The following is a 13,274-nucleotide window of genomic DNA, read 5'->3' on the forward strand; positions in this document are numbered from 1 at the left end:
TCCTTTAAGCGGCGGACGCGACCGGCGGCGGCGTGGAGAAACGAGCGTGCGGCGTGGCGTCCGGCACGTTGGTGTCCCCGGCGAGCAGCGGACGGAAGCGGCCTTCCACCGGATCGAAGGCGGTGATCTCCGTCTTGGCGATGTCGTAGATCCAGCCGTGGATGCGCAGGCTTCCGTTGGCCATGGCGGCGGCCACGGCGGGTAGCGTACGCAGGTGCTCCAGCTGGCCGACCACGTTTTCCTCGGTGAGGTAGCGCAGGCCTTCCTCGCCATGGATGGTCGGACGGTTCTCGGCTACCACGTAGCGCGCCACGTCGGCATGCTTGAGCCATTGCTCCACCGACGGCTTGCCCTGCAACAGGGCCGGGTTCTGCAGCGCCTTCATCGCGCCGCAGTCGGAGTGTCCGCAGATGACGATGTGCTGCACCTTGAGCGCCGCGACGGCGTACTCGATGGCCGCCATCACGCCGCTGACGTGCTGCGCATACGGCGGAACGATGTTGCCCACGTTGCGATAGACGAAGATGTCGCCCGGCTGGGCCGCGAACATCAGTTCCGGCATCACGCGCGAATCGGCGCAGGTGATGAACATCGTGTGCGGTGTCTGTCCCGAAGCCAGTCGTGCGAAGAGTTCGCGCTGTTCGGCGGTCATGTGGCGGCGAAAGTGATGAAAACCCTGGATGAGACGTTCCATGGCGGTGTTCCTCTTTGGGGAGAATGGGGGCGAGCGCGCACGCTCGCTGGCGGCCGGCTTGGCCGGCACGCACGGGTCAACGGATTACGGGGGTGTAGCAAAGCCTGGCGCGCGGAACGGCGCCGGCGCGATCAGCCGATGGGAGGGCGCAGATCGAGGCTGGGATGGTGCGGGCGAGGCGCAGGCAGGATGCCTTGCGGACGGGCCTCGACCAGATGCGGCACGGTCACCACGTGCTGCGGCGGCACATCGAAGGTGTCGTCGAGACCGCCGCCGTTATCTTCGATCGAGGGCACGGGGTCCTGGTCGGCTAGGTCCACGACATCGTCGATGGCGCCACCCGAGGGCGACGCGTATTGCTGCTCCACGACCGAAGACGCATGCCGTTCGCACGGCATCGCCTGCACGCCGGCACACACGACGAACAGCGCGAGAAGCACGAGAAACGTGCTCGCGATGCGGCGCAGGGTGGCGGTCGGAAGGAGGTTCATGCACCCGAACCTACCCAGCGAATGTGACGGATGCAAGTGCGGCGTCGCACCAAATTCAGGATGAACCGCGTTTTTGCTTCGAAAACGTGATGTAGCAAGGGTTTCTGGCGGTTTCGCGCCAATCGAAGTGATTCGGCGCTATGTATTTGGACGTCCGGATGGCTGTCACATTCCTGAGACGATTCGCAACCCGGGAAGGAAAGCTCTTCGCGGGGCCAGCCGCACCGTCGCTCGGAGAGGCTCTGGTGGGAGCCGACTTTGTCGGCGATGGATGCTTGCGGCAACCTGGCCCGCTGCCGCGGGATCGCCGACAAAGTCGGCTCCCACTGGGGCAAGGGCGAGGGCGAGGGCATCGCCGACAGGGTGGGCTCCCACCGGGTTCGGCTCCCGCCAGGGGTTTTCTTTTCCCGACAAAAAACGGCGGGCTTGCGCCCGCCGTTCGTTCGTCCCTGAGTGGAACTCCTTTCCGATGCTCTTTAGAAGCTCAGCATGCCCCAGAAGCCCACTTCGTTCGTCTTGTAGTGGTACGGGGTGGCGAACGGGCCGTCCAGCTGGTTGTGCTTGTAGACGAGGGCCAGCTTCAGGTTCTTCAACACGTCGTACGAGATACCGGCGTTGTAGTACTTGTCCTTCAGCTCGCGCTCGACGTCGGTCAGCGTCGTGTACTTGTAGCTCACGTGGTCGTAGCGGGCGAACACGGCGAACTGGTCGTAGAAGTGCCAGTCGGCCCACACGGAGTAACCGTCGGCCTTGTCCTTGACGGTGCCCTGCGCAACCCCGACGCCCGGACCGGTACCCTGATACTTCAGGATGTCGTCCCAGTTCTCGGAGTGGAAGTACTCCGCGCCGGCGCCCCAGGTCTTGTCGCGCCAGGCCACCATGGCATCGCCACGGCTGGCGGTGCGGGTCGGCACGCCGTCCTCGACGTCGTTGCCGCGCTTGCCGGAGTAACCGCCCAGGGCGATGACCATCTGCTCGATCGGCGAATAACCGAAGCGTGCTTCGGCGTCGACGCTCTTCGAACGGCTCAGGTTGCGATAGCCGCGGCCGTTGACGACCGACACCTGGTAGTTGATCGAGTTGTCACCGGTGGTCGCGCCCAGGGCATGGACACCCCAGTCGGACGAGTTGCCGAACGCGCCGACGCCGCCGGCGGTCGCGGTGCCACCGCTACGACCACCCTCGAACGAACGGTCGGTGATCGTGTTCTCGACGTAGCGGTAGCCATACCACTTCTCGACGAACGGAATCCACGGCATGTCGGCCGCACCGAAGCGGACGGTGAAGAGCGGGTCGAACTTGCCCTGCACGTAGGCCTTCTTCACGAAGAGGCTGGTCTGCGACAGCGTCGACTGGTAGTTGAAGTCGGTGGTCAGGTTCGCCGACCAGACGTCGTCGAACTTGTGGTCGACGGTCAGGTAGAAGCGCTTGACGTCGAAGCCCGTGCCATTGGTGGCGCCGTGGCCGTCCTTGTGGTTGCTCGGGTTGGTGCCGATCTTTTCGCTGTGGCTCATGTTCGACACGTCGAAGAACATCGTGCCGCCGACGTGGGTATTGTCGACCAGCTTGTTCAGCGCATCGAGCTTCTTGGAAAGGTCTTCGGTCGGCTTGGTGGCAGCGACCTGCACGTCGTTGACGGCCTTGGCCGTTTCGATCTGCGCGTCGGCCTGCGCTTCCTGCTTGCTCTCCAGCTCGGAGACCTTGGCCTGGAGCGCGGCGAGCTGCGCCTGCAGCTGCTGAAGGGTGGCGGCGTCGACCGTGACCCGGGCCGGCTGCTGCGACTTGGGCGTCGCGGCAAGGGCCGAGAAGCTGGTCACGCCCAGACCGGCAGCGATGGCCACCGTGAGCAACTTGGAACGCATGGGATTTCTCCGCTTAAGGATGGATGTGTGTGGAACCCCTGACCCCTCCTGAGACTTTTCTGTCCGAAAATCCTCAAAAGGGCCCAACGGCGCGAAGGATGAGCCGTCGCCTTTACCGTTCCATGCCTTTTTTGTTACAGATCCGAGACACGCGCACACTCCCTTAACGCCCAGGTCCGCCAGGGCGCGTGCCCGTGCGGGTCCCGGGCTGATATCCTTTAAGGATGGATACGACGAGTAACAGCACCGCTTCGAGCATGGCCGGGCGGTTCAGGGGATTCCTGCCGGTCATCGTCGATGTCGAGACCGGGGGCTTCGATGCCGAACGTGACGCCCTGCTGGAGATCGCCGTGGTGCCCATCGCCATGGAGGCCTCGGGCTTCCTGGTGCCCCAGGCGGCGGTCTCGGCGAACGTCGAGCCGTTCCCCGGCGCCAACATCGACCCGCGTTCGCTGGAAATCACGGGAATCGATCCGGACCACCCCTTTCGCGGTGCCCTGCCCGAGCGCCAGGCACTCGATCATGTGTTCAATGCGATTCGCGATGCCGTGAAGGCCGCCGAGTGCCAGCGGGCGGTGCTGGTGGGCCATAACGCCGCCTTCGACCTGGCCTTCCTCAACGCGGCCGTGCGCCGCACGGGCCATAAGCGCAATCCGTTCCATCCCTTCAGCTGCTTCGACACCGCCACGCTCGGTGGCCTCGCCTACGGGCAGACGGTGCTGAGCAAGGCGGTGCTGGCCGCGGGGCTGTCGTTCGATACGCGAGAGGCCCACTCGGCCATCTACGACGCCGAGCGCACGGCGGAGCTTTTCTGCGAAATCGTCAACCGCTGGCGCCGGCTGGAGCTGGCCGAGCGCGAAATGGCGGCTCCGCTCGCCGTCTGAGACGTTTCGTAAGTTCCTGAATATGACACCAAAAAGGCGCGTGTCATATCGCTGAAACATTCAGTACGTCTCATTGCAACACGGCAGGGCTGGAATACAGCCCCGGGCGGGCCTCGCCCGACACTCATTCACCCGAGGAAAGCTCCGTGTTCACACACAAACTCCGTATTGCAGCGCTCGTCGCCGCCTCCCTTTTCGGCATGTCCGCCCAGGCTACCGATATCACGGGCGCCGGCTCGAGCTTCGTCTACCCGGTCCTGTCGAAGTGGTCGGCGACGTACGCTGAGAACACCGGCAACAAGCTGAACTACCAGTCGGTCGGCTCGGGTGCGGGCATCGCCCAGATCAAGGAAGGCACGATCGATTTCGGCGCCTCCGACGCCCCGATGAGCGCCGAAGACCTGACCAAGTTCGGCCTCGGCCAGTTCCCGGTCGTCGTCGGTGGCATCGTGCCCATCGTCAACCTGCAGGGCGTCGCCCCGGGCCAGATCAAGATCGACGGCAAGCTGCTCGCCGACATCTACCTGGGCAAGATCGCCCGCTGGAACGATCCGGCCGTCGCCGCGCTGAACCCGGGCGTGAAGATTCCCGACGTCAAGATCACCGTCGTGCATCGCTCGGACGGCTCGGGCACCTCGTTCAACTTCACCAACTACCTGTCCAAGGTCAGCCCGGAGTGGGCGTCGAAAGTGAAGTTCGGTACGGCCGTCGAGTGGCCGGCGGGCGTGGGTGGCAAGGGTAACGAGGGCGTCGCGCAGTACGTGCGCCAGATCCCGGGCTCGATCGGTTACGTCGAATACGCCTACGCCACCAAGAACAAGCTTTCCTACGCGCAGATGCAGAACGCCGCCGGCCAGTGGGTACAGCCGAACGCCGACAGCTTCGCCGCCGCGGCCGCCACGGCCGACTGGAAGAGCGCCAAGGACTTCAACCTGATCATGACCAACGCCCCGGGCGCGCAGGCGTGGCCGATCACGGCGACGACCTGGGTGATCATGTACAAGAAGGCCAAGAACGCTTCGCACGCCAAGGTCGCCTTCGACTTCTTCAAGTGGTCGCTGGAAAAGGGCCAGGCGCAGGCCGCCTCGCTCGACTACGTCGCCCTCCCGGCGCCGCTGGTCCAGCAGATCGAAGCCTACTGGGCTTCGGAGTTCAAGAACTGACCCGATCTCGACAGTCCGGCTGACACATAGCGGGCCCAGAGTATCGTCCAAGGGGGTCGCCGTCCCGACAGGGGCGGCGACCCACACGTTTGCATAGGCCCGGGAACCCGAACCATCATGCATGCCACCGTCAGCAACGCCGCCACGAACGCCGATCGCGCGATCGAGGCGGGCCGAAACGCAACCGACGCACGCAACGACCGGCTCTTCGGCTGGGTGCTCAAGGCCTGTGCGCTGCTCGTCCTGATCACCCTGATCGGTGCCGCGCTGTCCACTCTCTGGCTCGGCCGGGACGCCTTCGCCACCTTCGGTTGGGGCTTCCTCACCAGCGATGCCTGGGACCCGGGCAATAACCAGTTCGGTGCCCTGGTGCCGGTGATGGGCACCATCACCACCGCGGTCATCGCCCTGATATTCGCCGTGCCGGTGAGTTTCGGCATCGCCCTCTTCCTCACCGAGATCGCGCCCGGCTGGCTGCGCGGTCCGGTCAGCTCGGCCATCGAACTGCTGGCCGGCATTCCGTCGATCATCTACGGCATGTGGGGCCTCTTCATCTTCGCCCCGTTCGTCGCCGAGCACATCAAGCCCTGGCTGATGAACAACTTCAGCGCCGATCCGCCGGACGGCCAGGTCTCGTGGCTGGTCCAGCACGTGCCCTGGATCGCGAAGTTCTTCTCCAGCGAATACCCGTTCTTCGGCGCGGGCGTGCTCACCGCGGGCCTGGTCCTGGCCGTGATGATCATCCCCTTCATCTCCTCGGTGATGCGCGAGGTGTTCCAGACGGTGCCGACGCGCCTGAAGGAGTCGGCCTATGCGCTGGGTTCGAGCACGTGGGAAGTGGTCTGGGACATCGTGGTGCCCTACACCCGCACCGCCGTGATCGGCGGCATCTTCCTCGGCCTGGGCCGCGCCCTCGGCGAGACCATGGCCGTGGCCTTCGTGCTCGGCAACACGTTCAAGTTCACCCCGTCGATCCTCGAGACCGGCAGCTCCATCGCCTCGACCATCGCCAACCAGTTCGGCGAAGCCGAGGGCCTGCAGAAGTCGGCCCTGATGGCGCTGGCCTTCCTGCTCTTCGTGGTGACCTTCATCGTGCTGCTCATCGCGCGCCTCATGCTCCGCCGGCTCGCCACGAAGGAGGGCAGGTAATGTCCGCCTCGCTCTACACGACGCGCCGCATCAAGAACATCGCGGCGATGGCCTTCAGCATCCTGGCCACCGCCATCGGCCTGTTGTTCCTGGCCTGGATTCTCTGGGAAACGCTGAGCCAGGGCATCGCCGGCCTGAAGCCGCAACTCTTCACGAAGATCACGGCCTATCGCGAGGAAGGCGGCCTGGCCAATGCCATGGTCGGCAGCCTGATCCTCAACGTGCTCGGCATCCTGATCGCCACGCCGATCGGCGTCGCCGCCGGCACCTGGCTCGCGGAATACTCGCTGCGTTCGCGACTGGGCCCGACCATCCGCTTCCTCAACGACATCCTGCTTTCCGCGCCGTCGATCGTGCTGGGCCTCTTCGTCTATACCGTGATCGTGCTGCCGTCGAAGTGGCTGACGAACGGCGACGTGACCTTCTCGGGTATCGCGGGTGGTATCGCCCTGGCCCTGATCGCCCTGCCCGTCATCGTGCGTACCACCGATGAAATGCTGCGCCTGGTGCCCGGCACGCTGCGCGAGGCCGCGCTCTCGCTCGGCGTGCCGCAGTGGAAGCTGACGATGCAGATCCTGATCCGCGCCGCGCGCTCGGGTATCGTCACCGGCGTGTTGCTGGCGTTGGCCCGCATCAGCGGCGAGACCGCACCGCTGCTGTTCACGGCCTTCGGCAACAATTTCATGACCTTCAACCCGATCGACAAGATGCCGAGCCTGCCGCAGATCATCTACGAGTACACCAAGGACCCCAGCCCGGACATCAATACCCTGGCCTGGGCCGGTGCCTTCGTGTTGACCATGTTCGTGCTGGCGCTCAGCCTGGTCGCCCGCTTCGTCTTCTCGCGCTCCAAGGTGTCCCATGACTAACATGAACGAAGTCGCCTCCCAGCCGGGCTTCGGCACGTCGCCACACGCCTCGGGCGTCGATCTTGGCCAGGTACCGGCGAAGATGACCGTGCGCGACGTGAACTTCCATTACGGCGACTTCCACGCGATCAAGAGCATCGCCATGGACGTGCCGGAGAAGAAAGTCACCGCGATCATCGGGCCGTCCGGTTGCGGCAAGTCCACCCTGCTGCGCATCTTCAACCGCATCTATGCGATCTACCCGAACCTGCGCGCCAGCGGCGAGATCATCCTGGATGGCGAGAACATCCTCGATCCGAAGTATTCGCTCAACCGCCTGCGTAGCAAGGTGGGCATGGTGTTCCAGAAGCCGGTGCCGTTCCCGATGACCATCTTCGAGAATGTCGCCTATGGCATCCGTCACCATGAAAAGCTCTCGCGTTCGGAGATGGAAAGCCGCGTGGAGCAGGCCTTGCGTGGCGCGGCGCTGTGGGACGAAGTGAAGGACAAGCTCAAGCAGAGCGCGCTCGGTCTTTCCGGTGGCCAGCAGCAGCGCCTGTGCATCGCCCGCGGCATCGCGCTGAAGCCCGAGGTGCTGCTGCTCGACGAGCCGACCTCGGCACTCGACCCGATCGCCACCAGCCGCATCGAGCAGCTGGTCGAAGAGCTCAAGAAGGATTTCACGATCGTCATCGTGACGCACAACATGCAGCAGGCGGCGCGCTGCTCGGACATGACCGCCTTCATGTACATGGGCGAGCTGATCGAATTCGACCGGACGGAGAAGATCTTCACCAAGCCGGACAAGAAGCAGACCGAAGACTACATCACCGGCCGTTTCGGCTAAGCGCCCCCTACTCCGAGGTCCCGCGATGAACAATCCGCACGAACACATCATCAAGAGCTACGACAGCGAACTGAAGCGCCTCACCGGCGAAATCGTCAGGATGGGCGAACTGGCGCTCGCGCAGCTCGAAGCGGCCATCGACGTGGTCGAGCGCCGCGACGAGCGCGCTGCCCAGCGCGTGGTCGACAACGACGATGCGCTGGACGCGCTCGAACAGGAAGTGAGCCAGGACGTGGTCCGCCTGCTCGCCCTGCGCGCGCCGATCGCCGGCGACCTGCGCAACGTCTTCGCCGCCCTTCGCATCGCGGCGGACATCGAGCGCATCGGCGACTATGCCGCCAACGTGGCCAAGCGTTCCATTCCGCTGAGCCGCGTGGCGCCGATCACCGCCGCCGGCGGCCTGGCCAACCTCGCCGAACTCGCCGCCGACCAGCTGCGCAACGTGCTCAAGGCGTATGACGAGCAGGATGCCGAGGCGGCCTATGAAGTGTGGAAGTCGGATGCGGACCTCGACGAGGCCTATACGGTGGTGTTCCGCGCCCTCCTCACCTACATGATGGAAGATCCGCGCAACATCACGCCGTGCACGCACCTGCTGTTCATGGCCAAGAACATCGAGCGCATCGGCGATCATGCGACGAACATCGCCGAGAACGTGTGGTTCGTGGTCCACGGCGAACCGCTGGTGGCCCCACGCACGAAGCGCGACACGACCGCTAGCCCGGATTTCGATAAGCCCTGAGAGCATCGCCGCTGAAGCGGCTCCCACAAAGGCAATGCGACCCGGGGCCTTCGTGGGAGCCGCTTCAGCGGCGATAAGGGATTCCTGAAACCCTCAACTGGCCGGCCCAGCGATTCAGGTGGCCGACGTCAGCTTGAGCCCCAGAATCCCCACCACGATCAACCCGACGCACAGCAGCCGCAATGGCTGCGCCGATTCACCGAACAGCACGATGCCCAACGTGACCGCGCCCACGGCGCCGATGCCGGTCCACACCGCATAAGCCGTGCCCAGCGGCAATTTCTTGGTGGCGATGGCAAGCAACACGATGCTTATCGTCATCGCCGTGCCGGTCAACACGCTTGGCACGAGGCGCGTGAAGCCCTCGGTATATTTCAGGCCGACGGCCCAGGCGATCTCGAAGAGACCGGCGAGTACAAGGATGGACCAATACATGGAAGCGACTCCGCACAGGCGGGGTCGTCCCCGCGGAGATGATGCGCATCGCGGGGCCGTCCCCGCATGCGGACCGGCATTGCGCCGATCCGCCGAATATTCTACACACCCCGTGTAACCCCCCGCTGACCCGGGCTGGCGATCACCTGGTGTAACCCTTTGCCGACCCGGTCTAGCGATCATCTTGTGGGAGCCGACCTTGTCGGCGATCCCGCGGCAGCGGGCCGGGTCATGGCAAGCACCCATCGCCGACAGGGTCGGCTCCCACCAAGGGCGTTACAGGATGGGTGCCGCGGCTGCCTTCTTCGCCTTCACGCCGCGCACGATGCCGTACACGCTGATCAGGAACCATGCCATCTCCTGCAGGAACGCGGAGAGGTTGAAGGTACCGAAGATCAACGAGAGAAGAATGCCGAAGGCGCCGACCAGGTTCATCACCTGGTATGGATAACCCTGCCCCGACAGCTTGTGCGCCTGGAGCAGAAAGAACGCCACCAGGACCAGGGCGACACCGATCAGGCCGGCCCAGTCGTGCCAGAACAGATTCATCGCTTGCCTCCTCGCTGACGCAACGCTTCGAACAAGACGATACCCGTGGCCACCGACACGTTGAGGCTTTCCATGCCACCGGGCATCGGGATCTTCGCGACGAAATCGCAGGTGTCGCGGGTGAGACGGCGCATGCCATCGCCCTCGCTGCCCATCACCACGGCCACCGGTCCCTTGAGATCGATGTCGTAGATGGACTGGTCGGTGTCGCCGTCCAGCCCCGTGATCCACACGCCGGCATCCTTGAGCAGGCGCATGGCGCGGGCAAGGTTGGTCGCGGCGATCACCGGCACGAGGTCGGCACCACCCGCCGACGCACGGCGAACCGTCGGCGTGATGCCGACGGCGCGGTCCTTCGGCACGACAACCGCGGTCACGTTCGCGGCCGCCGCGCTGCGCAGGCAAGCACCGAGGTTGTGCGGATCGGTGACCCCGTCGAGCACCAATACCAAGGCATTGGAACCCGCTGCGTCGAGCAACGCAGGGAGGTCGTTCTCCCCACGTAGCGGCGGCGTCTCGTAACGGGCGATCACGCCCTGGTGGCGCGCTTCACCACCGAGCTTCTCGAGTTGCTCCTTGCCCACCGGCTTCACCGGCAAGCCGAGCTTGCGCGCCTGCGCGGCGATCTCGTTCACGCGCGCGTTCTTCGAATTCTGCTCGATCAATACTTCACGGACACGATCCGGATCGTTGGCTAGCGCGCCTTCGACCGGATTGATGCCAACGATCCACGACTCGCTCATGCTTGCGGCTTGCTCCTGGGTCTACGTCGTGCGCTCTTGGCCGCGGTCTTCGCGGGTGCGCTCTTCACCGGCGCCGGCTTGGCCGCCGTCTTGGTTGCGGCTTGCTTCGCGGCGGGTTGGGGGCTCTTCGTTCCACGCCCCTTCGCCACGTCGTTGCGCGGCGCATCGCCCTTCCTGGACGCCGGCCTCTCGCTCTCCGCGCCCTGCCGACCCCTCGACCGATTCCCACCACCAGAACGAGCCCCATCTTTCGACGGCACGACATCCCGCCCCTGGTGGGAAGCGCGCTTGCGCGCGACACCCGCACCCTCGATCTCACCAACCGCCTGACGAGCAGGCCGCGCATGATGTTCCGCCACCGGCTCGGCAGCGACCGGCGCCTTCGTCTTCTTCCCGAAGATCCGCCCCACTGCCTTCTTCGCGGCACGGCCGAACGCCTTCCCGGCCTCCGCCATACCCGAGCGAGACGCCGGCGCGGGTGCGGCGACGACCGGCGGAGGCGGCTTCGGCAATGCAGCCAGACGCGCCACGAGGCGGAAATCGATCTTGCGATCTTCCAGGCTCGCGCGCAGCACCTGCACGCTCACGTAATCGCCGAGGCGATAGCTGGCTCCCGTGCGCTCGCCGGACAGCAAGTGACGGACCGGATCGAACTTGTAGTAATCGTTCGGCAACTGCGAGACATGGACGAGTCCGGACACGCGCGACGCCGCCAGTTCGACGAACAAGCCGAACGACGTGACACCCGTGATCGTGCCGGCGAATTCCTCGCCGACATGCTTCTCCATCCAGGCGCACTTGAAGCGCTCGTCGACATCGCGCTCGGCTTCTTCCGCACGGCGCTCGCGCTGCGAGCAATGCACGGCCATCGAGGCCATCTGGCCTTCGCTGTACGTGTAGTCGGCCGGCTTGCCCTTGGTCAACGCGTAACGGATGGCGCGATGCACGAGCAGGTCGGGATAACGGCGGATCGGCGAGGTGAAGTGCGCGTACGCATCCAGCGCCAGGCCGAAGTGGCCCTGGTTCTCCGGGTGGTACACGGCCATGCTCTGCGCGCGCAGGAGCACCGACTGGATCAGTTCCGCTTCGGGACGATCGTGCACCTTCTTGAGCAAGGCGGAGAAGTCGGCGGGCGTGACCTCGTCGGCCGGCGGCATCTTCAGCTTGAACTCGCGCAGGAACTGCAGGAGATCGTCGTACTTCTCGGCCGGCGGCGGCGCGTGCACGCGGTAGAGAGCTGGAATCTTCCGCTTCGACAGATACCTTGCCGCCTGCACGTTCGCGGCGATCATGCATTCCTCGATGAGCTTATGCGCATCGTTGCGATCGCTCGCCCCCATGGAGACGACATCGCCCGAGGGAGCCAGCCGGAACTTCACTTCCGGTGTCTCGAAGTCGATGGCGCCGCGACGCTTGCGCGCCTTCGCCATCGCCTTATAGAGACGATGCAGGGTTTCGACCTGCGGAAGGACATCGGCGATTTCATCGCGCACATCGGCGTTGCGCTCGCCCACGGCCTGCCACACCTTGTTATAGGTGAGCCGCGCATGCGAATACATCACCGCGTCGTAGAACTTCGACCGGACCACCTCGCCTTCCTCGTCGATCTCCATGTCGCAGACCATGCACAGGCGGTCGACCTTGGGATTGAGCGAGCAGATGCCGTTGGACAAAGTCTCCGGCAACATCGGCACGACGAATCCGGGGAAATAGGTGGAGGTGCTGCGGTCGTACGCTTCGACGTCGAGCGGCGTGCCCACGGGCACGTAGTGCGACACGTCGGCGATGGCGACGATCAGGCGGAAACCGCCGCCCTTCAGCGCTTCGGCATAGACGGCGTCGTCGAAGTCGCGGGCGTCCTCGCCGTCGATCGTGACCAGCGGCAGCTTGCGGATATCGACGCGGCCCTTGCGCTCCTCGGCGGTGACCTTGGGCTCCACTTCCTCCGCCTGGCGGACGACCTGGGCCGGCCATTCATGCGGCAGGTCGTGGCTGGCGATCGCCATTTCCACCACCAGCGAGGGCTGGAGGCGCTCGCCCAGCACGGCACGGATCGTGCCCATGGGGCCGCGGTGCGGTGTCGGGGGGTCGGTAATCTCGACCACCACGATCTCACCGGAGCGGGCACCGGCATCGCGGCCGGCGGGGATCATGATGTTCTGGTGCAGTCGGCGGTCGTCCGGCTCGACCAGGGTCACGCCGTTCTCGACGACGACCCGGCCGACGAGGCGCGGCGAACGCCGCTCCAGCACTTCCACGATGGCGCCCTGGCGGCGGCCACGGCGGTCGATGCCGACCACGCTGGCAAGCACGCGGTCGCCGTGCAGCACGCTGCGCATCTGCGACGGCGAGAGATAGAGGTCTTCCCCACCCTCGTCCGGACGCAGGAAGCCGTAGCCCTCGGCATTGGCGATGACCCGGCCGGGAATCAGGCTGAGCTTCTCCGCCGGGGCATAGCTGCCGCGGCGGTTCCGCAGCAGCTGGCCGTCGCGGACCATGGCGCCCAGGCGACGGTCCAGCGCGTTGATCTCGTAATCGGTGAACAGGCGGAGGGAACGGGCGATATCTTCGGCCATCAGCAATTCGCCGCGATCCTCCAGCAGGGCCAGGATGGCCTCGCGGCTGGGGATCGGCTGGTCGTAGCGCTGGGCCTCGCGGTCGGCATGGGGATCGACCACGGCCGGCCTGGCCTTGGGTTTACGGGGGCCGCGGTCGGCTCCCGAACCTTTCTGTTTCTTCGTCACGTAAGGACCTTTGAAGGGGGACGTGGAATAGTTTCACATCCGGGGTGCAAAATCGTTGACAAGTTTCCTCGACCTACCTAATCTACGCGGCTCACGGGACAGCGAAGCTGTTTCGAGACACCT

13 protein-coding genes are annotated in these 13,274 nt (G+C 65.1%); 6 read left to right on the forward strand and 7 right to left on the reverse strand.

Going from position 1 to position 13,274, the window contains the following annotated elements:
• Positions 1 to 4 precede the first annotated feature (4 nt).
• The 3 genes from AB6730_RS08065 to AB6730_RS08075 all read right to left on the reverse strand — a co-directional run bounded on the left by AB6730_RS08065 (position 5) and on the right by AB6730_RS08075 (position 3,047).
• Positions 5 to 694 carry a carbonic anhydrase gene (locus AB6730_RS08065; RefSeq protein ID WP_371023135.1) on the reverse strand — a complete coding sequence of 230 codons (690 nt, stop codon included), beginning with the start codon at positions 692 to 694 and terminating at the stop codon, positions 5 to 7.
• Between the two features lie 131 nt (positions 695 to 825).
• Positions 826 to 1,185 carry a hypothetical protein gene (locus AB6730_RS08070; protein ID WP_371023136.1) on the reverse strand — a complete coding sequence of 120 codons (360 nt, stop codon included), beginning with the start codon at positions 1,183 to 1,185 and terminating at the stop codon, positions 826 to 828.
• Positions 1,186 to 1,661: 476 nt separating this feature from the next.
• Positions 1,662 to 3,047 carry a carbohydrate porin gene (locus AB6730_RS08075; RefSeq protein ID WP_371023137.1) on the reverse strand — a complete coding sequence of 462 codons (1,386 nt, stop codon included), beginning with the start codon at positions 3,045 to 3,047 and terminating at the stop codon, positions 1,662 to 1,664.
• A gap of 224 nt (positions 3,048 to 3,271) precedes the next feature.
• Between AB6730_RS08075 and rnt the strand changes: the two genes are divergently transcribed.
• The 6 genes from rnt to phoU all read left to right on the forward strand — a co-directional run bounded on the left by rnt (position 3,272) and on the right by phoU (position 8,680).
• Entirely contained in the window at positions 3,272 to 3,931 is a 660-nt protein-coding gene (gene rnt, locus AB6730_RS08080) for a ribonuclease T (protein ID WP_371023138.1), read from the forward strand.
• Positions 3,932 to 4,077: 146 nt separating this feature from the next.
• The gene (gene pstS, locus AB6730_RS08085) at positions 4,078 to 5,094 is read left to right on the forward strand and encodes a phosphate ABC transporter substrate-binding protein PstS (RefSeq protein WP_371023139.1); all 1,017 of its coding nucleotides are present in this window, start codon (positions 4,078 to 4,080) and stop codon (positions 5,092 to 5,094) included.
• A 117-nt stretch (positions 5,095 to 5,211) separates the two neighbouring features.
• Positions 5,212 to 6,243 (forward strand): phosphate ABC transporter permease subunit PstC, encoded by a 1,032-nt coding sequence (gene pstC, locus AB6730_RS08090; protein WP_371023140.1) that lies wholly within the window; start codon positions 5,212 to 5,214, stop codon positions 6,241 to 6,243.
• Positions 6,243 to 7,112, forward strand: coding sequence for a phosphate ABC transporter permease PstA (pstA, locus tag AB6730_RS08095; protein ID WP_371023141.1), 870 nt, complete (start codon positions 6,243 to 6,245; stop codon positions 7,110 to 7,112). Before pstC ends, pstA begins: the two co-directional genes overlap by 1 nt.
• A gap of 1 nt (position 7,113) precedes the next feature.
• Positions 7,114 to 7,938 (forward strand): phosphate ABC transporter ATP-binding protein PstB, encoded by an 825-nt coding sequence (gene pstB / locus AB6730_RS08100; RefSeq protein ID WP_371023316.1) that lies wholly within the window; start codon positions 7,114 to 7,116, stop codon positions 7,936 to 7,938.
• Positions 7,939 to 7,963: 25 nt separating this feature from the next.
• Positions 7,964 to 8,680 (forward strand): phosphate signaling complex protein PhoU, encoded by a 717-nt coding sequence (gene phoU / locus AB6730_RS08105; protein ID WP_306850567.1) that lies wholly within the window; start codon positions 7,964 to 7,966, stop codon positions 8,678 to 8,680.
• A 114-nt stretch (positions 8,681 to 8,794) separates the two neighbouring features.
• On the opposite strand, the gene sugE is transcribed toward phoU, so the two are convergent.
• From sugE to rnr, 4 genes are all read right to left on the reverse strand, one after another.
• On the reverse strand, positions 8,795 to 9,115 hold the full coding sequence (gene sugE / locus AB6730_RS08110) for a quaternary ammonium compound efflux SMR transporter SugE (protein WP_371023142.1): 321 nt from the start codon (positions 9,113 to 9,115) through the stop codon (positions 8,795 to 8,797).
• Between the two features lie 276 nt (positions 9,116 to 9,391).
• Entirely contained in the window at positions 9,392 to 9,664 is a 273-nt protein-coding gene (locus AB6730_RS08115) for a hypothetical protein (RefSeq protein WP_371023143.1), read from the reverse strand.
• On the reverse strand, positions 9,661 to 10,407 hold the full coding sequence (gene rlmB / locus AB6730_RS08120; RefSeq protein ID WP_371023144.1) for a 23S rRNA (guanosine(2251)-2'-O)-methyltransferase RlmB: 747 nt from the start codon (positions 10,405 to 10,407) through the stop codon (positions 9,661 to 9,663). Before rlmB ends, AB6730_RS08115 begins: the two co-directional genes overlap by 4 nt.
• Complete coding sequence (rnr, locus tag AB6730_RS08125; RefSeq protein WP_371023145.1) at positions 10,404 to 13,151, reverse strand: ribonuclease R; 2,748 nt, start codon at positions 13,149 to 13,151, stop codon at positions 10,404 to 10,406. Before rnr ends, rlmB begins: the two co-directional genes overlap by 4 nt.
• Positions 13,152 to 13,274 lie beyond the last annotated feature (123 nt).

It is taken from the genome of Luteibacter sp. RCC_6_2 (assembly GCF_041360655.1).
Lineage (GTDB): Bacteria > Pseudomonadota > Gammaproteobacteria > Xanthomonadales > Rhodanobacteraceae > Luteibacter.